Source organism: Rhodococcus sp. NJ-530, assembly GCF_003860625.1.
GTDB lineage: Bacteria > Actinomycetota > Actinomycetes > Mycobacteriales > Mycobacteriaceae > Rhodococcus_F > Rhodococcus_F qingshengii.
This window is the reverse complement of record NZ_CP034152.1, coordinates 5,479,400-5,502,000: the sequence shown is the minus strand read 5'-3', so window position 1 is coordinate 5,502,000 and position 22,601 is coordinate 5,479,400. Positions and strand designations below refer to the sequence as shown.

The following is a 22,601-nucleotide window of genomic DNA, read 5'->3' as shown; positions in this document are numbered from 1 at the left end:
TGTGGAGTTCCGGCAGATGGAGTACTTCCTCGCAGTGGTCGAGAACAAGGGGATCAACGGCGCCGCAGCGGCTCTCGGCGTTGCTCAGCCGACCGTGTCACAAGCGTTGCGCGGGCTCGAACGTGAACTGGGAGTGAGGCTGTTCCACCGCATCGGGCGCGGCATGGTGCTCAGTGCTGCCGGTCGCAGTCTGGTCGGCCCGAGTCGACAGGTTTTGCGAGACGTAGCTGCGGCGGCTGAACAGTTGACGGCATCCGATGGCGCCATCGTCGGTCGCCTCGACATCATGGCTTTCCCTGCACTGACCTCGGGGACGATCGTCGATCTGATTGCGGAGTTCTGTCGACGGTATCCGCAAGCGCGAGTCAGATTCTCGGAACTCGAGCGTGAGGACAATCTGGAAAGTCTCATCCGGGACGGCCACTGCGAATTCGCGGTGGCTCATCTGCCGCTCGAGGCGGGCGAAGGGCTCGAAATCGTCGAATTGGGGGAGCAGGAATACCGCCTGGTCTACCCGGCGGGAACGGAACTACCCGAGGGGCCGGTACGCCTTTCGGAAATGCCGGACATTCCCATGGTATTCGTTCCTCGCGGGGCAGCGATGGGTGACGCGATCGAAGATTCGATCCGAAAGGCCGGTACCAGAACGGAACTCGCGGTGGTGACCGAGCAACGGGAGTCGCGGCTCCCGATGGTCATCGCCGGACTCGGCGGCTCGTTGGTCGAGCGCTCGGTGGCGAAATCGATGCCTGGTCAGGTGGTGGAACGGGCCTGCGAGCCGAGATTCCTGCGTGCGTACGGTCTCGCCTTCGACCCCTCGACGTTGTCGCCGGTGGGACAGGTATTCGTGAACCTGATCCACGAGTACCTGTCCGACGAACGCCGGTCACAGCACTAGAGTCGGCAGATACGTTCTCGCGCGGCAGAGTACTCGGCGGCGAGACGCTCTACTACTGCATGCGTCGGAAGGACTGCATCGATCGCTCCGATGCCCTGTCCGGCGCCCCAGACGTCACGCCAGGCCTTGGTATCGGTGTCGTTGGTCGCGAAACTCATTGCGGATGGATCGGATTCGGCCAGGTTGTCGGGGTCCAAGCCGGCGGCAACGATGCTGCCCCGCAGGTAGTTTCCGTGTACTCCGGTGAACAGGTTGGAATAGACGATGTCGGAGGCCCCTGAACCCACGATCATCTCCTTGTACGCAGGATCCGCGTTAGCCTCTTCGGTTGCGATGAAAGCTGATCCGACGTATGCCAAATCGGCCCCGGCCGCGAGCGCAGCGAGAATCGAATCACCATGAGCGATGGCACCTGACAACAGCAGTGGACCGGCGAACCACTCACGAATCTCCCGAATCAGGGCAAACGGCGACTGCCTACCGGCATGACCACCGGCCCCGGCAGCTACCGCGATCAGTCCGTCGGCACCCTTCTCGATCGCCTTGCGTGCAAAGCGATTGTCGATGACGTCATGGAGAACGATTCCGCCGTATGCGTGGACTGCGTCGTTGATGTCGGTGCGAGCGCCGAGGGACGTGATGACGATCGGAACCTCGAACTCGGCGATGGTCGCCAGATCCTCTTCCAGGCGGTTGTTGGACCGGTGGACGATGAGGTTGACGGCAAATGGCGCCGACGGATTCTCCGGGTGCTCACGATCATGTTCCTCACGAGCCACGGTGATCAGTTTGAGCCAATCCCGAAGTGCCGACTGCGGACGAGCATTCAGTGCCGGGAAGGATCCGATGATGCCAGAGGTGCACTGCGCGATGACGAGGTCAGGAGTCGAGATGATGAACATCGGTGAAGCGAGAACCGGGACACGCAGTTGCGACGTCAGGTCTGCGAAGGTCGTCACCTGGAACCGCCTTTCTGATCGACGGATTCGAGAAGTCTCGAGCGGAGGTCGGTCTTGAGGACCTTACCGGCAGCCGATGTCGGAAGGAGTTCTACCTCGACGACTTCGCGAATCTTCTTGTACGGCAGCACCTGCTCGGCGACGAACGCCTTGATCTGCTCGGCGTCGAACTCGGCGCCCGGAATCATCACGACGAAGGCTACGGGTTCCTGGCCGTTGCTCCCCACTTCGCGGCCGACGACCGCGGCAGTCGAGATCGCCGGGTGCGAGACCAGAATCTCTTCGAGTTCCCGCGGATAGACGTTGTATCCCTTGTAGATGAGCATGTCCTTGGCCCGGTCACAGATGAAGAGGTATCCGTCCGAGTCCAGGTACGCGATGTCTCCCGTGTCCAACCAGCCGTCGACGAACTGTTCTGCGGTGGTTTCCGGGTGTCCGAGATAGCCGTCGGTGACCTGAGGTCCACGCACCCAGAGTTCGCCGCGTTCGTTCTCGCCCAGAACGGTCTTCCGGTCGAGCTGATCGCGAATCTGGATTTCGGTGTCGAAGATCGGGAGGCCGACGCTGCTCTGCCGATATTCCGAGCCGTTGATCAGCGGAGCGGCCGTGACCACACAGGTGGCCTCGGTCAGCCCGTACCCTTCGACGACGAGCGCTTTGGGAAATGCCCGGCGGAGTGCGGCGAGCGTGACACTGTCGATCGGGGCGGCACCCGAAGAGACGACGCACACGCTGTCGGTGTTGCGCACCGTAGCGTCGGGATGAACCGACAGTGCGTGCCACATGGCGGGAGACCCGGTGAGATAGGTGGCCTCGTGCTTTTCGATCAGCTCGAGCATCCGGCCGGGTTCGAACCGACCGGCGAACACCTGGGTGAGACCGGAAATCAACAGGAACGACGTGTTGAGCAACGAATGTGCGTGGAAGAGAGGGGAGACCACGATGGTCGCCCCGGTCCCGGGCGTCGGACCGAGCACGTCGAGGCCGTCGATGCGTCGAGGCGTGACGAGACCGTCAGGACCTGCTTCCAACTCGTGACCGGTTCTCCACCCACACATCTGCGTGATGTTGCCGACGACGTTGCGGTGAAGAACACGAACACCTTTGGAGACTCCGGTGGTTCCGCCGGTGAACGCGATGTGTGCGATGTCGTCGCTACGAACCGAGGCAGGGGTGAATTCGGTGGGTAGATCGGCGATGAAGGAGTCGAATGCGACGACCGACTCCGGTGTGTCGAGCGCGCCCTCGGTGTCCTGGACCATCACGATCGTACGCACGGAGCTTCCTGAAGCGGCCGCGAGCAGTACGTGCAGCTGCGAACTCTGAGTCACTGCAGCAACGGCGGACGTCTCTTCGATCTGCTTGCGCAGGCCGAGCTCTGGCTGCAGTGGGTTGACCAATGTGACTGTCGCCCCGGCCTGTAGGCATCCGTAGTAAGCCTGGAGGAACTCGACGCAGTTCCCGAGGTGCATCAACACCACGTCGCCGACGCCCACCCCGGCTTGCCGCAATGCGCCGGCGAATTGCGCACTGCGCTGGCCGAGTTCGCGGAAGGTGCACGTACGCTCGCCGTCCACGACGGCGAGGCGGTCACCGTAGAGCGCCGCCATGCTGGGCGCCCAGTACGCCATGGTGGTATCCGGGTATTGCATGTTGTGCCGCAGTTGTGGATTGGCGATCACGCTGGTGCCCGTCACCGGGGAGCCATTCGGATAGCGCCGTCGAGTCTGATGGTCTCGCCGTTGAGGTAGCCGTTCTCGAGCATCGAGACGGCGAGCTGGCCGAACTCGTCCGGACGACCCAGTCGTGAGGGATTGGGAACAGAGGCTTCGAGGGCCGTGCGCACGTCTTCGCGTAGGCGCGCCAGGAGGGGAGTGTCCATGATGCCGGGAGCAATGGTGTTGACGCGAATTCCGCGGCTGGCGAGATCGCGGGCAGCGGTGACCGTCATACCGACGATGCCGGCTTTGGACGCTGTGTAGTTTATCTGACCGATCTGACCTTCGAATGCTGCGACCGACGCCGTCATGACGATGGCACCTCGCTCACCGTCCACGGCGTCGAGTTCCGCCATCCGCTCGGCGCCGAGACGGAGTGCGTTGAACGAACCGACAAGATTCAGCTTGACGACGAACTCGAAATCTTCGACCGATCCGGCTTTTCCGTCCTTGTCGAGAATGCGCATACGACGCCCGGCGCCCGCGCAGTGGACGACGCCGCGGAGGCCGCTGCGCTCGTGCGCCGCGTCGAGTGCTTCGGCGAATTGTTCGCTGTCGGTGACGTCGGCCGGGGCGAATTGTGCGGCAGCACCGAGATCGGCCGCCACCTGCTTACCGTCGGACGAAGGCAGATCGATCAACGTGACCTGCGCTCCGGCGTCGAGCAGCCGTCGAGCGGTTGCCAGGCCGAGGCCTGAAGCGCCGCCGGTGATCGCGGTGGAAAGTCCCTCGAGTTTCATGGATCAATTCTTCTTTCCTGCTGGATGACGTGTCGGCCCGAAAGCGTTGTCGGGTCAGATCAATTCGAGAATGGTCGCATTGGCCATGCCGCCGGCCTCGCACATCGACTGGAGACCGTAGCGAATTCCGTTGTCGCGCATGTGATGTGCCAGGCGAGTCATCAAGATCGCACCTGATCCGCCGAGTGGGTGGCCGACCGCGATAGCGCCGCCGAGCGGATTCACACGATCGATGGCTGCGCCGGTTTCAGCCTGCCAGGCAAGCGGGACGGGGGCGAATGCCTCGTTGATCTCGAAGGCGCCGATGTCGTCGATGGACAATCCGGAGCGATCCAATGCCTTTGCGGTGGCGGCAATCGGACCGGTGAGCATGATGACCGGGTCGTCGGCTGCGACCACTGCGGTGTGAATACGAACGAGCGGCTTCCACCCACGTGCCCGGGCGTACTCGCTGGTCGTGACGAGTGTGGCGCCCGCCCCGTCGGAGATCTGAGAAGAGTTGCCGGCGTGGATGGCACCGTCGGCGTCGAAGGCCGGGGGCAACTTCGCGAGCGACTCCACACTTCCGCCTCGCCGAATGCCTTCGTCCTGGGACAAGCCCGCGATCGGAGTGATCTGCCCGGTGAATGCCCCTTCATCGGTGGCACGGGCCGCGAGTTCGTGTGAGCGGAGGGAGTATTCGTCCAGAGCTGTTCGTGTGAGTGCCCATTTCCGGGCCATCATCTCGGCGCCGGTCCCCTGGCTGAAACCGTCCACCCCGTAGCGTTCGAGTACCGAAGCCGGAAAATGCTCACCGTTCTTGCTGGCGGTACCCATCGGTACTCGTGACATCGATTCGACGCCTCCGGCTACGACCACGTCGTTCTGACCGGAGATGACGGTGGCCGCAGCAAAGGAAACTGCCTGCTGGCTCGATCCGCAGGCCCGGGTCAGTGTGACGCCGGGAACGCTGTCGGGCCAGCCGGCAGCGAGTGCCGCTGTGCGGGCGATGCTTCCGGCCTGCTCGCCGACCTGACTGACGCAACCCCAGATCACGTCGTCGACCGTCGCCGCGTCGAGTCCGGTCCGTTCAGCGAGCGCACGCAGTACATGGGCGGACAACTCGGCCGGATGGATCTCCGAGAGGGCGCGGCCGCGACGGCCGATCGGTGTACGTACTGCGTCGACGATGACGGCATCTCGCATGTATCTCTCCTGCTGTTCGTGCCCGGTTCTGCGACTGTGCGGTCGGGGCGTGTCTCGAGTCGATCACGAGCGGGTCGACCCGGCAATGTCTTTCGGTGAATGGCTTTGTTAGCGAATGGCTATACGTGGAGTACTCAGCCTCGGATGAGCTTGCGATCGCGCTCGGGATTGGCGAAGACGAGGACCAGAACCGCGGCGATCACTCCGATGACGCCGATTGCCTGGAAGGACTGGGCGTAGCCGTCGGCCGGGGTTGCAGCGTTGTCCACGATGACTCCCGTTGCGTAAGGAGCAATCAGGCCACCGATCGACATGATGGCGAGGAAGAATCCCATCGTTCCGGCAGTCTGCTGCGGCGGGCACAGCTCCGAGATCGCAGCGTTGATGAGCGGGAAGGTGATTGCCGAGAACCCGTAGCCGATCGAGACCATGGCGACAGCGACGATGGGGGTGGAGATCTGTGGCAGGAACAGGAGAATCGATCCGCAGATCAGAACGCCGACACAGGGAACGATGACGCGAACCGTACGAGAGGTGAAGCCGCGGCCGATCAACTTGTCCGTGACGGAACCGGAGGTGATCATGAGGACGAGACCGACGATCGAGGGCAGCGCGAACATCGAACCGGCTTGCATCGCACTGTATCCGAGGCCGACCTCGAAGTACGACGGCAACCAGGTGAGAACGACGGTGGTCAGCGCGTAGATGGTCGCGATGAGGAAGCAGCAGCTGACGAAGGTGCGGGAGAGCAGGATCTTGCGCCACGGAACGTTGGGCTCGGTGACCGCCTTCGTGGCTGTCCCGGCTGCCTCGGTTGCTTCTGTATCTGCAGTCTTGGTCGCCTTGACGGCCTTGCTCGTGTACGGGCCCTCGGACCAACCGGCCAGCCAGCAACCCATCCACACGAGACCGAGAACGGAGAGCGAGAGAACTGCTGCGCGCCAGCCGTAATGAACGGCGATGAAGGTCAGTACCGGCGCGAGGGCGATCTTTGCGACAGAGGCGGATCCGGCGAGCATTGCGCCGGGAAGGCCGCGCTTGGCCGGCGGGTGCCACGAGTACGCCGCGGTGTGCATCAGCGCCGAACTGGGGCCTTCGGCAAATCCGAGGAGCATGCGCGAGACGATCAACATCGCGAGGCTGGCGCCGAGAACGAGGGGGAGCATGACCACGGACCAGATTGCGGCCAGGATCAACAGCGCCCAACGCAGGGTCAGGTACTTGTTGAGCGGTCCGGCGAGGAATCCACCGATGCAGAACATCAGGAAGAAGAGCGAGCCGACCATGCCGATTTGCGAAGACTTCAGTCCGAGCTCACGAGCGAGGGGCTGAGCGATGATTCCGAGGACTGCCTTGTCCGCGTAGTTGACGATGTAGAGGAAAACGACGAGCCCGGTCATCGTCCACGCACGCTTGCGGGTACCGAAGACGGGAACTGCTGACGAATCTGGCGTTGCTGTTGCTTCGGGCTGGACGTCGTTACGCTGTGGCGCGATGGGGGTCACGTGGCGTCCCTTCGAGACTGGTGGGCGGATGCGATCGTGCTCGAAGCGCGGCCTCGAAGCGATCGATGGTGGTGTGTTTGCCGGCTGACTCATTCAACGTGTTCTGGATCACTTTGAGCAATGTCGCGTCGATGATCGGAACGATAGCGGTTGCCTATGTATCGCAGGTCAGGCCATATTGGTACGCCCTATCGGACGCATAGCCGATGAGTGTTGGATCGAATGCGGAACATTGAGGCAAGGTGAGATCAGGATCACCCTGTCCCCTTGACCGACTGGAGTTCATACATGCAGCGCACCGTGTTCAACGAGGATCACGAGGCATTCCGGGCAACCGTTCGCGATTTCATCGCGAAGGAAGTAACCCCGGTCCACGAGAAGTGGGAAGAGGACGGTCACCCGCCCCGTGACTTCTACCGACGACTCGGAGAGCTGGGCGTACTCGGAATTCAGGTGCCGGAAGAATACGGCGGAGGCGGCGAGAAGTCGCTCAAGTTCAACGTCGTCGTCGCCGAGGAAGTTGCTGCCGCCGGGGCGTCATTCGGCTCGCAGTCGGTGCATACGAACCTGATCCTGCCCTACCTGCTCGAGTACGCGAACGAAGAACAGAAGAGCCGCTGGTTGCCGGGCTTCGCTTCCGGAGATCTGATGTTCGCGATTGCGATGACCGAACCGGGAACAGGATCGGATCTGGCGAACATCGCGACCACGGCCAAGCTGTCGGAGGACGGTACGCACTACGTGGTCAATGGTTCCAAGACGTTCATCACCGGTGGAGTACTTGCCGACCGCGTCCTGGTGGTGTGCCGTACCGCGCCCAGCACAGCGGAGAACCGGCGCACGGGGTTGTCGATTCTGGTGATCGATACGTCGTCGCCCGGATACTCGGTGGGGCGCAAGATCAACAAGATCGGGCTCAAGACCTCCGACACTGCGGAGCTTTCGTTTGTCGACGTCAAGGTGCCCGTCGAGGACCGACTCGGAGAAGAGGGCGACGGCTTCAGCTATCTGACCCACAACCTGGCTCAGGAGCGGTTGACCATCGCGTTCGGAGCGGCCGCCACTGCCAGTGCAGCGCTTCGCTTTGCCATCGACTACGTCAAGGACCGCAAGGTGTTCGGCAAGCCGGTCGCGGCCTTCCAGAACACCAAATTCGTTCTGGCCGAATGCGCTACCGAGGTTGATGCCATCCAGCTGGTGTCCGACAACGCACTCGAATGTCATGACCGCGGCACTCTGACGATTCCCGACGCAGCGAAGGCGAAACTGTTCTGCACCGAGGCGGCAGGTCGAGTGATCGACAAGTGCCTCCAATTGCACGGCGGGTACGGCTACATCACCGAGTATCCCATCGCGCGTCTTTACGCAGACACGCGTGTCACACGAATCTACGGTGGCACAAGTGAAGTCATGAAGACCATCATCGCGAAGGATCTTGGTCTCTGACGCACTCTCGACATGTTGTCGGCCTCGGAACAAGTGTTCCGAGGCCGAAAACATCTTCCGGGTAGGTCAGTTCGCCGGAACCCCGACCACGCCGTCCGCGATCAGCGTCGAGGCGTGATCGGCGTTGGTTCCGAGGATGTCGGCGAGCACCGCGATCGAATCGCCGCCGACCTCGGAGGCGGGTCCGGTACCCAGGTGTGCGCCGTCGAACGAGGCAGGATTGGCGGCAGCCAGGTAGCTTCCGATTCGAGGTTGATCGAGTGCGGAGAACATCGGGTTGTTCTCCAGTTCGCCAGATTTCACCACTTCCTCGAAACTGCGGTACCTCTCGAACAGAACCGACGATGTGTCCAGCGCTGCAGCGATCTCGGCGCCGCTGTGTTCCCGGAACCAATGTGAGAACAGAGCAGTGAGTACCTCTCGATGACGGTAGCGATCCGCTTCGGTGGAGAAGTCGGCTCCGAGCGCAGCTTCGACAGCGTCGACAGCCGCCGTGGTGCCGGTGACCGACGCAAGGTCGCGGAAATGGCGGGTAGTGAGTGCAACGATCATGAACCGTTCGTTGTCGCTGGAGACGAAATCGATTCCGTACGTGCCGTAGACGGCGTTTCCGCCGGACTCGCGACTGCGACCGTTCACTTGTACCTCGGTGAGGTAACCGAGGGTTCCCGCGGTGGCCAATGCGACGTCTTCGAGTGGGAGCGTGATCCGAGATCCATGTCCGGTCGAGTCACGTTGGCGCACTGCGGCAGTGATCGACAGGGCGGCGTAGAGCCCGCATGCGACGTCCCAGGCGGGCAGTGCGTGGTTGACAACTCCGGCGTAGTCGGCGGGGCCGGTGATCTGTGGAAATCCCAAGGCGGCGTTGACCGTGTAGTCGACTCCGGGGCTGCCGTCGCGGCGTCCGAGGATCTCGAGGGTGATGACGTCGCTACGCAACTGGGCCAGGGAGTCGTGGCTCATCCACTTACGGCCGCCGGCGTTGGTGACCAGGATTCCGCCGCCAGGTCCCGGCGCCGTGACCAGTTGGCGTATCAGTTCTTGGCCGCGTTCGGCGCGCATGTCCACTGACAGTGACCGTTTGCCTTTGTTGAGTCCGGTCCAGTAGATGCTCTCGCCCTTGTCTGTGACGGGCCAGCGATTGTAATCGGAGGCACCTCCGATCGGGTCGATCCGGATCACCTCGGCGCCGAGTTGGGAGAGCGTCAGTCCGCACAGCGGCGCGGCGACAAAGCTCGAGACCTCGACGATGCGAAGCCCGGACAGCGGGCCTGGGCTCTGAGTCATGTGTGGTCCTCCGTGATAGAAGAGTGTGTGCTCATGCCATCAACACGGTGAAACGCCAGTCGAGAACCGGAGTTTGTGTTGCAGAAGCATTGTGGGAGAACACGAGCGAACGCAGTTGCACTGCGGTTCCGTGTTCGAGGGGCGACGAGTTTTCGACGTGCAGTTCGCTCGTGAGGGTATCGCCCTCGTGAACGGGTCCGGTGTGATTGCACGAGTGCCACCCGAGAACCGTCACCACGTTGGGCAGAGCGCGAGTCGCCTGGGCGAGTGCGATCCCGATGGTGTGGCCGCCGTAGACGAGGCGACCGTGGGCGCCGACGCGATCGTCGTGGTGCGTCGCTGCGATGTTCAAGCTCAGCCGGGCAAGTTCGGGTGCGCTGGAGACGACGTCGCCGCTACTGTGGAAGACGGAGCCCACCAAATCGGAATCGAAGTGCCTGCCGGGTACCCGCTCTCGATACGTGTCGAGGTCCCAACCGTCAGGTGATACGTACGGAGCCGGTTCGGACGGACCGATCGCCCCGAGGTCGTCGGCGTGGCGAGTTCTCGCCTCGATCGGGTCGGGGCTCAGGGGGAGCATGGCGCAGCGGTAGAAGTCGAGGACCGTGTTGCCGTTCTGATCAGCAGACGTCATCCGTAGCGCGGCAAGTCCGGTGGCGCCGCGTCCCGGCTTGGCCGAGTTCTCGCGTAGACCGACAACCTCGGTGCGCGTGTACAGGGTGTCACCGAGTACCGGGAAACGGTGGAATCGCAGTCCACGGTAGAAGAGGTTCGCCTTGACGTGGTGTGTGACCACGGTTGACTGGCCGATGGCGATGTCGGTGACCAGTCCTGGATTTGCCACTGGTGCACCGGAACCCGTGACGCTCGACGACAAGTGTGCGTCGAGAGGCAGGCGCATGCGGTCACCGAGGATCGCCTGATGGGAGGCGGCGAGTCCACTGGTCAACGTCACCGCGGGGGCTTCGTCGAAGATCTGTCCATGGGTGAGCTCGTCGAAGTACGGGCCTCCCACGTAGTGCTCGCTCATACGGTGACTCCTTCGGCTCGGGCAAGCGTACGACGCGCTGCCACGGCCACAGCTTCGTCGAGCATCTGGCCGTCGAGTTGGGCGGCACCCGAACCCAGGGTTTCGGCTTCTTCGAGTGCGGTCAGTACCCGTCGGGCGTCATTGACGGCGTCGTCCGAAGGAGTGAATGCGGTAGTGGCCGAGTCGATCTGCGCCGGGTGGATGACCCATTTGCCGTCGAACCCGAGAGCGTTGGTCCAGTGCGCGGCGCAGCGGAAAGCGTCGTCGTCGGTGATGCCGAGAAAGGGCCCGTCGATGGCTGCGACGCCGGCTGCGCGGCAGGCGATCAGGATTCTGTCCTGGACGGCAAGCCAGTGTTCAGGCAGTGCCGAGCGTGAACGGCCGAGCGCTGCACCGAGATCGGCGTATCCGATGATCGCGGCTTGGAGACGAGGAGTCGCGCGGGCGATGGAGTCGGCATTCTGGACGCCGAGCGGAGTTTCGATCAGGGCTTGCAGGGTGGTGTGGTGCCCACCGGCAGTGAAGAGGATGTGCTCGGCCTCGAGTAGTTCGTCGGCGGACTCGACCTTCGGGACGATCACGCTCGTCAGCGATTCTCCGAGGGCGCCGCAGGCGATCAGGTCGTCGCGGGCCCATGGTGTGGTCAGGCCGTTGATTCGGACCGAGATGGTGCGCGCCCTACCGAACTCGTGCACCAAGGTGCTCACGAGGGTTCGCGCCAGGTCCTTGTTCGCCGAAGTGACGGCATCTTCGAGGTCGAGAATCACCTCGTCTGCGTTCGAGAAGAGTGCTTTGCGTGCCTTGCGCTCGTCTGAACCCGGCGCGACCAGGGACGCGCGACGTCTGGTGGCGCGGTAGTGGTTCTCGTCCATAGTGTGTCGATTACCTCGATCTGGAAATCAAATGTACGGCCAGTTGTGAAGTGGATGAGCTGCCGTGAACGGCGTTGATGTGCACGGAACTGCCTCGATGCTGGCAGTTGCTGCGTATCGATGTCAAGGCGCGGTATTGACATTACGCGAACAATATCGAAATATGGCCGTACAAACTTATTTCAAGTCGAGGCGGATTCATGCTCAAGCTCAACGACGAAGAAACATTCCTGATCGAAACCGTGCGCCGGTTCGTCGACCGAGAGGTCAAGCCCACGGTCCAGGAGGTGGAGCACGCGAACGAGTATCCCGAGAAGTGGATCGATCAGATGAAGCAGATCGGGATCTACGGGCTCGCGATTCCCGAGGAGTACGGCGGATCGCCGGTGTCCATGCCCTGTTATGCGCAGGTGACGCAGGAACTGTCACGCGGATGGATGTCCCTGGCGGGGGCGATGGGCGGTCACACGGTGGTCGCGAAACTCATCTCGCTGTTCGGTACCGAAGAGCAGAAGGTGAAGTACCTGCCGCGAATGGCAACCGGCGAGATCCGGGCAACGATGGCCCTCACCGAGCCCGGCGGAGGTTCCGATCTGCAGGCCATGACAACCAACGCCAAGAGCGACGGCACAGATCTGGTCGTCAACGGCGCCAAGACATGGATCACCAATGCCCGCCGATCCGGCGTGATCGCCTTGCTGTGCAAGACCGATCCAAGCGCAAGCCCTCGTCATGCGGGCATCTCGATCGTTCTCGTCGAGCACGGCGAAGGGCTGACCGTCTCCCGCGACCTCCCGAAGCTCGGATACAAGGGCGTCGAGAGTTGTGAACTGTCCTTCGACAATTACCGCATCTCCGAGTCGGCCATTCTGGGCGGTACTCCCGGAAAGGGTTTCGGGCAGATGATGAAGGGGCTCGAGACCGGCCGTATCCAGGTGGCTTGCCGCGCACTGGGCGTCGCCACGGCCGCACTCGAAGATTCACTTGCGTACGCGCAGCAGCGCGAGAGCTTCGGCCAGCCGATCTGGAAGCACCAGTCGATCGGCAATTACCTCGCCGACATGGCAACGAAGCTGACGGCCGCACGGCAGCTGACGTGGCACGCGGCGCAGATGTACGACAGTGGGGAGCGGTGCGACATGGAGGCGGGCATGGCCAAGCTGTACGCCTCCGAGGTGGCGATGGAAATCGCTTTGTCCGCCGTCCGCATCCACGGCGGTTACGGCTACTCGACGGAGTACGACGTCGAGCGGTATTTCCGTGATGCACCACTGATGATCGTCGGGGAGGGAACCAACGAAATTCAGCGCAACGTGATCGTTTCGCAGCTGGTTGCCCGCGGCGGTCTGTGACGGACCGGTGAGCAAGTAGGATCATGTCGCTATGAGCGGTAAGGAAAGAGAGACGGAGCCGGCGTACCAACGCCTCTCTCGTGAGCTTCGTCAGCAGATCTCTGCCGGTACCTACCGCGACGGCATTCAACTGCCCACCGAATCCGAACTGGCGCAGCATCACGGCGTGAGTCGGCAGACGGTCCGCCGAGCCTTTCACGATCTGGTTGCCGAGGGCATCGTGTACCGAGTACCCGGGCGCGGAACGTTCGTGACCGAGAACAGCGGCCGCTATCTCCGTCATCTCGGATCCATCGAAGATCTCATGAACCTTTCGCGGGACACGACGATGGAAGTTGTGTCACCGCTGCAACGGCGCGTGGACATCGAGGCGGCCAGTCGGCTTCGGCTCGACACCGACGTCGTGTACACCGTGGTCTTCCGGCGGATACACGAGGGAGTTCCGTTCGTGCAGACGACGGCGCATCTGCCGGAGGCGATCGCGCGGCAGATCATCGACCTGCCCGCCATGGCGGCCGGTGCGGTGAGCGCCAATACGGTGATCGGCTTGCTGGAACCGCTGATCGACAGTCCGATTGTCGAAGCAGCACAATCGATCACGGTGTCCCCGGCCACGGCGGACGTTGCCAGGGACGTCGATTGCGAAATCGGCCACGCCATGTTGCGGGTGGACCGTTTGTACTCCAACGCGCAGGGCGTTGCCAACGAGTTGTCGGTGAGCTATTTCTTGCCGGAGCAGTACACGTATCGGGTCACGCTGCGCCGCGGCGCACATTGACGCTGCGCCGCGGCGCACATTAGCGCTGCACTTTTCTTTGCTGTTCAACACCTTTCAGGAGAGAACTATGCGAATTTTCAACGGAATCGACGAAGTAGAGACGGCTGTCGGTGAGCACTTGGGCTACAGCGCGTGGTTCCCGGTCACACAGGATCGGATCGACAAGTTCGCCGACGCCACCGAGGATCACCAGTGGATTCACGTGGATCCCGAGCGCGCAGCGCAGGGTCCGTACGGCGGCACCATCGCCCACGGCTATCTGACTCTTTCGTTGTTGCCGGTGCTCGGCGCTCAGGTGATGCGTGTCGACGGAATCTCCATGACCGTGAACTACGGAAGCAACAAGGTGCGATTCCCCGAACCGGTCAAGGTCGGTTCTTCGGTGCGGGCAGGTGCGGAGATTCTTTCCTTCGAGCGCACCGCGAAGGGCGCGACGATAGTCGTGCGGTACACGATCGAAATCGAAGGAGCGGGTAAACCTGCGCTGGTAGCGGATACCGTGCGCCTGTTGGTCTCCTGAATCCTTTTCCATTCTTCCAGAACGAGATTCGAGGTCAGTTGTGAAACGAGCAGCATTGGTCGCGCCGGTCAGAACCGCGGTGGGCCGTTTCGGAGGGGCACTTCGTGACGTGCCTGCGGAAAGTTTGGCTGCCACTGTCGTCAAGGAGACCGTGCGTCGTAGCGGAATCGATCCGTCCCGCATCGACGACGTCGCGATGGGGCAGTCGTATGCCAATTCGGAGGCGCCGTGCATCGGAAGGTGGGCGGCGCTCGAGGCCGGGTTGCCGATTTCGGTAGCCGGCTTCCAGACGGATCGCCGATGTGGAACGGGTCTGCAGGCCATCGTTACCGCGGCCATGATGGTCCAGACGGGTGCGGCCGACGTGGTTCTCGCGGGTGGCGTCGAATCGATGAGCGGGATCGAGCACTACACCACCGGAGCGCGGTGGGGCACCAGATCCGGTGGGCTGCAACTGTTCGACCGCCTCGATCGTGGCCGCGAGCGCTCGCAACCCGAGTGGCGATTCGGTCGGATCAGCGGAATGATCGAAACGGCCGAGAACGTCGCGACACGCTGCGGGATCACGCGGGAAGAGTCGGACACCTTCGCCGTCGACAGCCACCGAAAGGCAACACTGGCAAGAGAATCCGGCCGCTTCGATGCCGAAATCGTCGCCGTCGAACAGACGGATCGAAAAGGGAACGTCACACAGTTTCGTGCTGACGAGGGGATCCGTCCGGATACCTCACTCGAAACCCTGGCACGGCTGCGTGCGGTAACCGAGGGAGGCGTCGTGACCGCCGGTAACGCCAGCCAGCAGAACGACGCTGCGGCAGCGATGTTGGTTGTCGCCGAGGATCGTCTGGACGAGCTGGGGCTGGAACCCATCGGGTTCCTCGACAGTTGGGCCGCGGCCGGTTGTGAACCGGCGCTGATGGGCCTCGGGCCGGTTGCCGCCGTCTCGAAACTGTTTGCTCGCACCGGGGCAGGCTTTGCCGATTTCGATCTGGTCGAGCTGAACGAGGCGTTTGCGTGCCAGGTTCTCGGCGTCGTGAAGGAATGGGGATTCGAGGACCTCGATCGCCTGAACGTCAACGGTTCCGGCATCTCGCTCGGGCACCCCGTGGGAGCGACGGGTGCGCGTATGGCAACAACCGCGCTTCACGAACTCGGCCGACGCGGCGGCGGAAAAGCGCTGTTGACCATGTGTATCGGCGGTGGCCAGGGTATGGCGGCCGTGGTGGAGTCTGCCTGACGAGGTTCGCTTCTGGGTACACTTGCGGCGGGGGATCGGAAGTTCTACGGAGGCAGTCGGTTGACGAATGCAGGCGCAGCAGACACCAGTGGCGCGCTGAGCGTCGAGGATGTTCGTCGCGCCAGGGCCGCACTCGAGGGTTTGGACGTCACCAGTTGGTCCGGTCGCTTCGAGCTTCTCTCCGACACCAATCGTCTGCGTCTGTTGCTCTGCCTTCATCACGCACCGGGTATCTGCGTCACGGATTTGTCCGTGGCGCTGGGGATGAGCGGCACAGCCGTCTCACATGCGCTGCGGCTACTGCGTAGCCAGGGGTGGGTGAGCGCGACCCGCGACGGCCGATCGATGCGATACCAACTGGCGGACGACACCGTTCACCAGCTGCTGCATTCGATCGGCGCCACACATTTTCACGACGAGACACCCACCCCCGGGCACACGCACAGCTGAGCGCTACTCAAGGAGTCGCGAAGAACTTCTCGACGGCCGGCGCAGCGTTCGGGTTTCCGTTGGTGATTCCTGCGCCGACTCCGGCAACCGTGCCGATGACTCCACCGACGATGCAGCCGGCGATGAAGTTCGGGAAGATCGACAGGCAGCCGATTCCGACGCCGAGGTTGGCTCCGATCAGGGTCGACTGCAGACCACCGTTGTTCCAGCCGATATTGACCTCGTTGGCCATCGTGTCGAACGCGGCCTGCTTCGGATCGTTACCGGGGAAGAGCATCAACGCCGCCTGGCTGTTCGACTCTGCGGTCGGTGTCAGTAGGGGTTGGGACGGATCGAAGCCCGCATTCGGGGGCGCTGCGACCGCGGTGCCGGCTCCGGCGCCGACTGCGGCGACGACGAGAACGGACATGGTGAGAGTTCGGGACAGTTTCATGGGGACGGCCAATCTGTCTGTGTGGAACCAGTCGTGAATGGTGGCGGTGCAGTTCGTTAACCAGAACTCCACCGTCTGGATCGATCGTGCGGACCTCCTCGGGCACAACGGGACCCGTCGTCTCCGCGCGACGGGCCGTGTTTGGTGGCTACCCGACTCCGAGTGCCCTGAAACCGCCTAGTCTCATTCGTTTTTCGACAACCGCGCACGCAATTCTTCGACCTCGGCAGTAAGCCGATCTACCTCGGCTTGCAGGGGTTGGCGTGCCAGAGCGAGGGATTCGTCCATGCGCTCCTTGTCGAAGCGTGGCGTGATGTTTCGACTGCAGTTCCAGTCGAACGCTTCGACGTCGATGACGATGGAACGCTGGGCTTTTGCCGTCATGGTGCCGCCGGGGACTTGCAAGAGCTGTTGCAGTAGTGCAGGGTCCTCGTCCGCTTCGATCACCTGCGCACGCCCGTAGATCTTCAATCTCGTTCGCGTCGGGTAATCGATGACGAACAGCGAGATGCGATTGTTCTCTTCCAGATTGCCGAGCGTCACGAATTGCTGATTGCCGGGGAGATCGGCGAATCCGATTCGATTCGGGCCCAACACATGCAGGAATCCGCGCGGGCCGCCGCGATGTTGGACGTACGGCCAACCGTCGGGCGTCACCGTGGACATGAAGAAGGAATCCACGGATTTCACGAATCCCTGCGCGCGGAAATCGAATTCCATCGGGCCTTCGTCGGGCTGATCGAGTTTCGAACCGTACACGGTGAAACTTCCGGTCGACCGCTGACGCTCCACCGCAGCGGGGGAGAAGGCGATGTGTGCGTATCGGGTCGACATTTTCCAACTCCTGATGCTCAGTGCCAACGGTGGTCGGCAACGGCAGTTCGCGGACCGAACTTGGGTTTGACGGCTTGCCCGCTGACCTGCAGGAGCCTCACGGCGCGGTATCGATGCGGTTGAAGGGGAGCGAGGTACTGCACCATCTCGGCGTCGTCGATCGGTTCACCCAGCAGTGACCACCCGACGACGGCAGCGAGGTGGTAGTCGCCGACCGAGAGTGCATCTGAATCGCCGAATGCACGCTGAGCCACTTCGGCGGCAGTCCAGATCCCGACGCCGGGTACCGCTCGCAACCGTTTGGTCGCCTCGGTCCTGGGGAACGCGGATGCCTGCTCGAGGCGGTCGGCGACGCGAGCGCACTGAACGATCGTCTTGGACCTCGCTGGATCGACGTTCGCGCGATGGAATTCCCATGACGGCATTCGACGCCATTGGTCCGCGGTGAGTGGAACCCGCATTCCGTCGGGCGCGGGGCCGGGTGGGCGCTCCCCGAACTTGGTCAGCAGGCGGCGCCACGCGGCGAATGCGTCGATGCCGTGGACTCGTTGCTCGAGGATCGCGGGAACGAGAGCTTCCATGACGCGGCCGGTGCGGCCGATGCGCAGATGAGGGAAGCGTCGATGAGCTTCGGCGAGCTTGGGATGTTCGGGGGCAAAATCTTCGGCTTCGTCGTCGAGACCGAGCAGCGCTTCGGCGCCGTTCAGGAATTCCGTGGCGCCGGGACCCCAGGCCTGTACCCGGACCGTATGGCGATCCGACTGGGTGATGCGGTAGGTCACAGGACCCGAAAGTTGGCGGGAAACTCGCCAGATCGCTCCGTCGGCTGACCGTCGATGTGCGGGGTCGCCGGGTCCGCGCTGATGCGGGCTGAGCGTCAGCGCGGCATCGAGCGGTCGCTGAGAAGTCACCGTGACTTCGTCGACCGGAGATAGCGGCGTCATCGAGGTCAGCGTATCGCCACCGTCCATCCTCCGTTAAGGCGTGTGTCGGTGGCGCAACGTATTGTCCGAGCCATGATCATCGTGAGCACCGACGGATCCTGTCTGCGAAACCCCGGTGGGGCTATCGGCTGGGCGTGGGTCAATCACGAGGGTCCGAGCATGTCCGGCGGAGAAGCGTCCGGCACCAACCAGATTGCAGAGTTGCGTGCTCTGTTCGAGGCCGTCGTCGCCCATCCCGGTGCTGATCCTCTGCTCATCGAATCCGACTCGCAGTACGCCATCAAGTGCGCTTCCGAATGGTTGCCCAGTTGGAAGCGCAAGGGCTGGAAGACCGCGAGCGGCGGGGCGGTCAAGAACCTCGAACTGGTGCAGAGTATCGATCGAGCCATCACCGATCGAGTCGGTCCGGTGCGCTTTCGCTGGGTGCGCGGGCACGTCGGCAACCACTACAACGAAATGGCAGACAAGCTGGCCGGCGAAGCCGCACGCGCCATCGTCTCGGGGGACATCGCATCGGTCCCGCTTGCTGCCCCGGTGAAGAAGGAACCGACCGCCGTGAACTCTCCTTACAAGGAGAAGTCCACGACGGTCGAAGAACCGGCAGATCTGTTCACACTTTTCTGAGCGGTTCAGAATCCGTCGGCAACCTGAACCAGCGCCCGGCCGGTGTACTTGCCTTCGCGTACCTGATCGATCACCGAGACGACGTCGCGGACGGCAACGAGGTTCGTGATCTCCTTCAGATGACGTGGGGCCAAGTCGGAGCCCAGACGGGCCCACAGCGCGCGACGGGGTTCGATCGGCATCAATACCGAGTCCATGCCCAGCAGTGAGACTCCGCGGAGAATGAACGGCAGCACGGTCGTAGGCAGCGCGGCGCCGCCGGTCAATCCGCTGGCAGCGACAACACCGCCGTAGTTGATCGTGCTCAGAACGTGAGCGAGGGTCTTTCCACCGACGCAGTCGACGGCCGCCGCCCACTGAGATTTTCCGAGCGGGCGAGGCTTGGCGTCGGGATCTTCGGGGAGCCGGCCGATCACCGAAGACGCACCGAGTGACGTCAGAAGGTCTGCCGCGCCTGGCTTACCGCTGGAGGCGACCACGTCGAAGCCTGCGCTTGCCAGAAGGTCGACGCTGACGGTGCCGACTCCGCCGCTCGCACCCGTCACCAGGACGGGACCGTCGGCTGGCTTCACTCCGCTGGCCAGAATGGCTTGGACGCTCATGGCTGCGGTGAATCCTGCCGTGCCGATCGCGGCAGCGTCGGCGGTGGAAATGCCGTCGAGCTTCACGACCCACTCGGCAGGCAAACGGGCGATCTCGGCGTAGCCGCCGTTGCGGGCGGTCCCGATCTCGTAGCCATGTGCGACGACCTTGTCTCCCGGGGCGAATGCGTCGGACTCGGAGGCAATGACCTCGCCGGCGACGTCGATGCCGGGGACGATCGGGTACTCGCGAACCACCCCGCCTTTCGGCGTGACCGCGAGCGCGTCCTTGTAGTTGACGCTCGAATACTCGACGCGAATGGTGACCTCACCTGCCGGGAGGAAGGATTCGTCGACGGTTTCGGGGGCGAAGTCGATGGTGCCGTCGCTGTCGCGGGCGACCCAGGCGTTGAAAGTAGTCATGGGTCGAACATAAAGGCCTTCGGCCCTGTGCGCCTTTTCGGTAGTGCGCACTACCGAAAAGGCGCACAGGGGCGGAGCCCCTAGATCAAGCTGCCCTCATGCACCGCTCGATCGAACGCCGGTAGCGGGCCACCGGCGCGCAGGGTAGTTGCCAATGCAGGATCGGCGAGATGGAGACGGCCGATCGCGATCAGATCGAACTCTCCGCTGCCGATGCGCTCCTCGAGCTGTGGGATGTTGTCGACTACAGGTGCGACGCCTTCGATGCGGCTGTCCCGCAGCGACTTTCCGATACCGACGCTGCCGACGGCCATCGTGACGGCGCCGGTCAGCTTCTTCGCCCAACCCGCCAACGAGAGATCGCTGCCTTCGAAGGCCGGCACGTCGAAACGCCTGATGCTGGCGTCGAGAACGTCGACTCCGGCGTCGACCAGCGCGCCCAGGATGACGCCCAACTCTTCGGGGGTTTCGGCGATCTTCGCGGTGAAATCTTGCTGCTTGTGCTGTGAGAAACGGTAGATGATCGGCAGATCCGGTCCGATGGCCGCGCGGATCGCGGCGACGACGGCGGCCGGGAACCTGGTACGACGCTCCAGGTCGCCTCCCCACGCGTCGTCGCGCTGGTTGGTGCCCTCCCAGAAGAAGGAATCGAGGAGGTAGCCGTGACCGCCGTGGATCGCGATGCCGTCGAAGCCGAGTTCGACGGCGTGCTTCGCGCTACGGACGTACGCGTCGATGACGTCCTGGATGTCCTGCTCGGTCATCGCTTCGGTGCTGGCCTGTGCGCGTTCGACGTAGGCAGCGGAGTACGAGGTGACGCCGAGCGGGCCCCATTCGCCAGAGGGGCGCATCGGCTTGAGTGAGGGGTCCATCTGCGTCATCGCGCCCCACAGAGGTCCGACGTGCCAGAGCTGAGGCACGATCTTGCCGCCCGCAGCGTGCACGTCGTCGACTACCTTCCGCCATCCGGCCTGAGCAGCGGGAGTGTGGAGGTTGGGGACGTTGGCGTGGTCGACAGCAGTCTCGTGATCGATCGCGACGCCTTCGGTGACGATCAGTCCGGTGCCGCCCTCAGCTCGTCGGCGGTAGTAGTCGGCAACGTCGCGGCCGGGCACACCTTCGATAGAGTACGTGCGCGTCATCGGCGACATGACTATGCGGTTGGACAGTTCGAGCGAACGGATGCGGAGCGGTTGGAACAGCGGGTTGGTCACTTCGTCACAGCGCTTTCATGAATCGGAAGAATCCGGGGTCCTGGTCGACACGGAGCCGGGTGAGGGTTCGGTAGCTGATCAGCCACTTGCCGTCTTCTTTGCGGTATTTCTCGTGGTAGTGGCCGTAGCCGTGTAGGTGCAGTTCTTTTTCGCCGTCGTTCCACCACAGCATGTCCTCCATCGCCCAGATGCCGGTTGCGGTGGTGGGCGAGGTCAGCACGATTTCGGGAGTGTGTGCGTGGTGCGCCGTGGTGAGGGGGATGTCGCCGTCGAGCATGTTCCGAATTGCCGCGGTGAGTTTGTCGATGCCCACTACCTGGTTCGAGGTGTCGCCGGTCTTGGGTTGCTTATCTGTCGGGAGTCCGCCCCACGTCTCGCTGACGACGTCTGCGGTGTGCAGGGTTGGGTAGACGTGCCACTGCTTGGTGTCCATGCAGCGTAGGCGCGCGGCGAACACACGCTTGATTTCCTCGATTGCGAGCAGTTCCTCGACGGCACTGATCGACCCCACTTCGGACTCGGCCTGAGACATTCAACCTCCAACGGTGATCGGCAAGATGGGTTCACATTCGGGTGCTCCGGGCGGGCCGTCAACGACCTGTCCCGGTGAGCGCGACGGCACTCGGTATGGTCGAGCGAACGAAAGGGGTGTCAGACGTGTGTACCGAAGAGGTCCCATCGACTGGACCGGAGGAGATCGCCGAGGTTCGGGCTTTTTGGCGCGAGTTGGGTGTTCCTGGCGTGATCGACGTCCATACCCATTTCATGCCGAAGAGCGTCATGGACAAGGTGTGGGGCTACTTCGATTCGGCGGGACCGATGATCGGTCGACCTTGGCCGATCGCGTACCGACTTGCCGAGGAGGAGCGGGTACACCGTCTCCGCGAGTTCGGTGTCCGGGCTTTCACGTCGATGATCTACCCGCACAAGCACGCGATGGCCGAGTGGCTCAATCAGTGGGCCGTCGAATTTGCCGCGCAAACGCCCGATTGCCTGCACACGGCCACGTTCTATCCCGAGGAGTCGGCGGCGTCGTACGTCGGCAAGGCATTGGAGTCGGGCGCGCGAATCTTCAAGTCCCACATTCAGGTCGGAAACTACGATCCGAACGACCCTCTGCTCGACAAGGTCTGGGGGCAACTCGAGGACTCCGAGACGCCCATCGTGATCCACTGTGGTTCGGGACCGGCGCCGGGGGAGTACACGGGACCTGATCGCATTGCTTCGCTGCTCGCACGGTACCCGCGCCTGTCGTTGATCGTCGCCCACATGGGGATGCCCGAGTACAGCGAATTCCTCGATCTGGCAGAGGCTTACGGCAACGTCCGCCTGGATACGACCATGGCGTTCACCGATTTCACGGAAGAGCAGTGTGCCTTCCCGAAGGCGGACGTTTCACGGCTCGTCGACATGCAGGACCGGATTCTGTTCGGTAGCGACTTCCCGAACATTCCGTACCCGTATCTCACGGCTTTGCAAGCGGTTACGCGTTTCGATCTCGGAGACGAATGGTTGCGAGCCGTCGTGCACGACAACGCTGCGAAACTCTTCTCGGTGAGCTGAGCCCACCG

The 22,601-nt window shown here is 62.9% G+C and carries 23 protein-coding genes; 9 read left to right on the top strand and 14 right to left on the bottom strand.

Features of this window, described 5'->3' with window-relative positions:
• Position 1: 1 nt before the first annotated feature.
• The gene (locus EHW12_RS25610) at positions 2-898 is read left to right on the top strand and encodes a LysR family transcriptional regulator (protein ID WP_003939949.1); all 897 of its coding nucleotides are present in this window, start codon (positions 2-4) and stop codon (positions 896-898) included.
• Here the strand turns inward: EHW12_RS25610 and EHW12_RS25605 are convergent.
• From EHW12_RS25605 to EHW12_RS25585, 5 genes are all read right to left on the bottom strand, one after another.
• Positions 895-1,857: a nitronate monooxygenase family protein gene (locus EHW12_RS25605; protein ID WP_125052046.1), complete on the bottom strand. Its 963-nt coding sequence runs from the start codon at positions 1,855-1,857 to the stop codon at positions 895-897. The two genes, EHW12_RS25610 and EHW12_RS25605, sit on opposite strands and share 4 nt — an antisense overlap.
• Positions 1,854-3,509, bottom strand: a complete 1,656-nt coding sequence (locus tag EHW12_RS25600; RefSeq protein ID WP_164490636.1) for an AMP-binding protein — start codon at positions 3,507-3,509, stop codon at positions 1,854-1,856. The genes EHW12_RS25605 and EHW12_RS25600 overlap by 4 nt, the downstream gene beginning before the upstream one ends.
• Positions 3,510-3,550: 41 nt before the next feature.
• Positions 3,551-4,315 carry an SDR family NAD(P)-dependent oxidoreductase gene (locus EHW12_RS25595; protein WP_125052042.1) on the bottom strand — a complete coding sequence of 255 codons (765 nt, stop codon included), beginning with the start codon at positions 4,313-4,315 and terminating at the stop codon, positions 3,551-3,553.
• A gap of 54 nt (positions 4,316-4,369) precedes the next feature.
• Positions 4,370-5,500 carry a thiolase family protein gene (locus EHW12_RS25590; protein WP_003939840.1) on the bottom strand — a complete coding sequence of 377 codons (1,131 nt, stop codon included), beginning with the start codon at positions 5,498-5,500 and terminating at the stop codon, positions 4,370-4,372.
• A gap of 134 nt (positions 5,501-5,634) precedes the next feature.
• Positions 5,635-7,098, bottom strand: a complete 1,464-nt coding sequence (locus EHW12_RS25585) for an MFS transporter (protein WP_174519483.1) — start codon at positions 7,096-7,098, stop codon at positions 5,635-5,637.
• A gap of 195 nt (positions 7,099-7,293) precedes the next feature.
• On the opposite strand from EHW12_RS25585, the gene EHW12_RS25580 reads away from it, so the two are divergent.
• On the top strand, positions 7,294-8,451 hold the full coding sequence (locus EHW12_RS25580; RefSeq protein ID WP_003940617.1) for an acyl-CoA dehydrogenase family protein: 1,158 nt from the start codon (positions 7,294-7,296) through the stop codon (positions 8,449-8,451).
• Between the two features lie 66 nt (positions 8,452-8,517).
• On the opposite strand, the gene EHW12_RS25575 is transcribed toward EHW12_RS25580, so the two are convergent.
• Genes EHW12_RS25575 through EHW12_RS25565 form a run of 3 tightly spaced genes read right to left on the bottom strand, consistent with a single transcriptional unit; the run spans position 8,518 to position 11,640 of the window.
• Positions 8,518-9,738, bottom strand: coding sequence for a CoA transferase (locus tag EHW12_RS25575; protein ID WP_054188392.1), 1,221 nt, complete (start codon positions 9,736-9,738; stop codon positions 8,518-8,520).
• Positions 9,739-9,769: 31 nt separating this feature from the next.
• Positions 9,770-10,768 (bottom strand): MaoC family dehydratase, encoded by a 999-nt coding sequence (locus EHW12_RS25570; protein WP_073513349.1) that lies wholly within the window; start codon positions 10,766-10,768, stop codon positions 9,770-9,772.
• Positions 10,765-11,640 (bottom strand): CoA ester lyase, encoded by an 876-nt coding sequence (locus EHW12_RS25565; RefSeq protein WP_125052040.1) that lies wholly within the window; start codon positions 11,638-11,640, stop codon positions 10,765-10,767. The genes EHW12_RS25570 and EHW12_RS25565 overlap by 4 nt, the downstream gene beginning before the upstream one ends.
• A 200-nt stretch (positions 11,641-11,840) precedes the next feature.
• Between EHW12_RS25565 and EHW12_RS25560 the strand changes: the two genes are divergently transcribed.
• The 5 genes from EHW12_RS25560 to EHW12_RS25540 all read left to right on the top strand — a co-directional run bounded on the left by EHW12_RS25560 (position 11,841) and on the right by EHW12_RS25540 (position 15,977).
• A complete protein-coding gene (locus EHW12_RS25560) occupies positions 11,841-12,992 on the top strand; it encodes an acyl-CoA dehydrogenase family protein (RefSeq protein ID WP_003940468.1) in 1,152 nt (383 codons plus the stop codon).
• Between the two features lie 31 nt (positions 12,993-13,023).
• Positions 13,024-13,770 carry a GntR family transcriptional regulator gene (locus tag EHW12_RS25555; protein ID WP_003940169.1) on the top strand — a complete coding sequence of 249 codons (747 nt, stop codon included), beginning with the start codon at positions 13,024-13,026 and terminating at the stop codon, positions 13,768-13,770.
• A 67-nt stretch (positions 13,771-13,837) separates the two neighbouring features.
• Complete coding sequence (locus EHW12_RS25550) at positions 13,838-14,290, top strand: MaoC family dehydratase (RefSeq protein ID WP_003940415.1); 453 nt, start codon at positions 13,838-13,840, stop codon at positions 14,288-14,290.
• Between the two features lie 40 nt (positions 14,291-14,330).
• The gene (locus EHW12_RS25545) at positions 14,331-15,527 is read left to right on the top strand and encodes an acetyl-CoA C-acetyltransferase (RefSeq protein ID WP_125052038.1); all 1,197 of its coding nucleotides are present in this window, start codon (positions 14,331-14,333) and stop codon (positions 15,525-15,527) included.
• 60 nt (positions 15,528-15,587) lie between these two features.
• Positions 15,588-15,977, top strand: a complete 390-nt coding sequence (locus tag EHW12_RS25540; protein WP_003940184.1) for a metalloregulator ArsR/SmtB family transcription factor — start codon at positions 15,588-15,590, stop codon at positions 15,975-15,977.
• Between the two features lie 7 nt (positions 15,978-15,984).
• On the opposite strand, the gene EHW12_RS25535 is transcribed toward EHW12_RS25540, so the two are convergent.
• The 3 genes from EHW12_RS25535 to EHW12_RS25525 form a co-directional block, all read right to left on the bottom strand.
• The gene (locus EHW12_RS25535; RefSeq protein WP_003940625.1) at positions 15,985-16,482 is read right to left on the bottom strand and encodes a hypothetical protein; all 498 of its coding nucleotides are present in this window, start codon (positions 16,480-16,482) and stop codon (positions 15,985-15,987) included.
• Positions 16,483-16,593: 111 nt separating this feature from the next.
• The gene (locus EHW12_RS25530; RefSeq protein ID WP_003940212.1) at positions 16,594-17,244 is read right to left on the bottom strand and encodes a pyridoxamine 5'-phosphate oxidase family protein; all 651 of its coding nucleotides are present in this window, start codon (positions 17,242-17,244) and stop codon (positions 16,594-16,596) included.
• Between the two features lie 17 nt (positions 17,245-17,261).
• Positions 17,262-18,215 carry a DNA-3-methyladenine glycosylase gene (locus EHW12_RS25525; RefSeq protein ID WP_125052036.1) on the bottom strand — a complete coding sequence of 318 codons (954 nt, stop codon included), beginning with the start codon at positions 18,213-18,215 and terminating at the stop codon, positions 17,262-17,264.
• Positions 18,216-18,260: 45 nt separating this feature from the next.
• Between EHW12_RS25525 and EHW12_RS25520 the strand changes: the two genes are divergently transcribed.
• Positions 18,261-18,812 carry a ribonuclease H gene (locus tag EHW12_RS25520; protein ID WP_054188389.1) on the top strand — a complete coding sequence of 184 codons (552 nt, stop codon included), beginning with the start codon at positions 18,261-18,263 and terminating at the stop codon, positions 18,810-18,812.
• 5 nt (positions 18,813-18,817) lie between these two features.
• Here EHW12_RS25520 and EHW12_RS25515 read toward each other — a convergent pair whose 3' ends face one another.
• The 3 genes from EHW12_RS25515 to EHW12_RS25505 all read right to left on the bottom strand — a co-directional run bounded on the left by EHW12_RS25515 (position 18,818) and on the right by EHW12_RS25505 (position 21,562).
• Positions 18,818-19,816: an MDR family oxidoreductase gene (locus EHW12_RS25515; protein ID WP_042923998.1), complete on the bottom strand. Its 999-nt coding sequence runs from the start codon at positions 19,814-19,816 to the stop codon at positions 18,818-18,820.
• Positions 19,817-19,896: 80 nt separating this feature from the next.
• The gene (locus EHW12_RS25510; protein WP_003940612.1) at positions 19,897-21,030 is read right to left on the bottom strand and encodes a 12-oxophytodienoate reductase; all 1,134 of its coding nucleotides are present in this window, start codon (positions 21,028-21,030) and stop codon (positions 19,897-19,899) included.
• Between the two features lie 4 nt (positions 21,031-21,034).
• Complete coding sequence (locus tag EHW12_RS25505; protein WP_003939692.1) at positions 21,035-21,562, bottom strand: nuclear transport factor 2 family protein; 528 nt, start codon at positions 21,560-21,562, stop codon at positions 21,035-21,037.
• 95 nt (positions 21,563-21,657) lie between these two features.
• Between EHW12_RS25505 and EHW12_RS25500 the strand changes: the two genes are divergently transcribed.
• Positions 21,658-22,593, top strand: coding sequence for an amidohydrolase family protein (locus tag EHW12_RS25500; protein WP_020970853.1), 936 nt, complete (start codon positions 21,658-21,660; stop codon positions 22,591-22,593).
• Positions 22,594-22,601: the final 8 nt, after the last annotated feature.

What these genes read in the sequence shown, in the direction of transcription:
- EHW12_RS25600 (WP_164490636.1), bottom strand. Translation starts at nt 3,509, where the DNA reads ATGCAATACCCGGATACCACCATGGCGTACTGGGCGCCCAGCATGGCG.
- EHW12_RS25595 (WP_125052042.1), bottom strand. Translation starts at nt 4,315, where the DNA reads ATGAAACTCGAGGGACTTTCCACCGCGATCACCGGCGGCGCTTCAGGC.
- EHW12_RS25590 (WP_003939840.1), bottom strand. Translation starts at nt 5,500, where the DNA reads ATGCGAGATGCCGTCATCGTCGACGCAGTACGTACACCGATCGGCCGT.
- EHW12_RS25585 (WP_174519483.1), bottom strand. Translation starts at nt 7,098, where the DNA reads ATGAGTCAGCCGGCAAACACACCACCATCGATCGCTTCGAGGCCGCGC.
- EHW12_RS25580 (WP_003940617.1), top strand. Translation starts at nt 7,294, where the DNA reads ATGCAGCGCACCGTGTTCAACGAGGATCACGAGGCATTCCGGGCAACC.
- EHW12_RS25575 (WP_054188392.1), bottom strand. Translation starts at nt 9,738, where the DNA reads ATGACTCAGAGCCCAGGCCCGCTGTCCGGGCTTCGCATCGTCGAGGTC.
- EHW12_RS25570 (WP_073513349.1), bottom strand. Translation starts at nt 10,768, where the DNA reads ATGAGCGAGCACTACGTGGGAGGCCCGTACTTCGACGAGCTCACCCAT.
- EHW12_RS25565 (WP_125052040.1), bottom strand. Translation starts at nt 11,640, where the DNA reads ATGGACGAGAACCACTACCGCGCCACCAGACGTCGCGCGTCCCTGGTC.
- EHW12_RS25560 (WP_003940468.1), top strand. Translation starts at nt 11,841, where the DNA reads ATGCTCAAGCTCAACGACGAAGAAACATTCCTGATCGAAACCGTGCGC.
- EHW12_RS25555 (WP_003940169.1), top strand. Translation starts at nt 13,024, where the DNA reads ATGAGCGGTAAGGAAAGAGAGACGGAGCCGGCGTACCAACGCCTCTCT.
- EHW12_RS25550 (WP_003940415.1), top strand. Translation starts at nt 13,838, where the DNA reads ATGCGAATTTTCAACGGAATCGACGAAGTAGAGACGGCTGTCGGTGAG.
- EHW12_RS25530 (WP_003940212.1), bottom strand. Translation starts at nt 17,244, where the DNA reads ATGTCGACCCGATACGCACACATCGCCTTCTCCCCCGCTGCGGTGGAG.
- EHW12_RS25525 (WP_125052036.1), bottom strand. Translation starts at nt 18,215, where the DNA reads ATGGACGGTGGCGATACGCTGACCTCGATGACGCCGCTATCTCCGGTC.
- EHW12_RS25520 (WP_054188389.1), top strand. Translation starts at nt 18,261, where the DNA reads ATGATCATCGTGAGCACCGACGGATCCTGTCTGCGAAACCCCGGTGGG.
- EHW12_RS25515 (WP_042923998.1), bottom strand. Translation starts at nt 19,816, where the DNA reads ATGACTACTTTCAACGCCTGGGTCGCCCGCGACAGCGACGGCACCATC.
- EHW12_RS25505 (WP_003939692.1), bottom strand. Translation starts at nt 21,562, where the DNA reads ATGTCTCAGGCCGAGTCCGAAGTGGGGTCGATCAGTGCCGTCGAGGAA.
- EHW12_RS25500 (WP_020970853.1), top strand. Translation starts at nt 21,658, where the DNA reads ATGGTCGAGCGAACGAAAGGGGTGTCAGACGTGTGTACCGAAGAGGTC.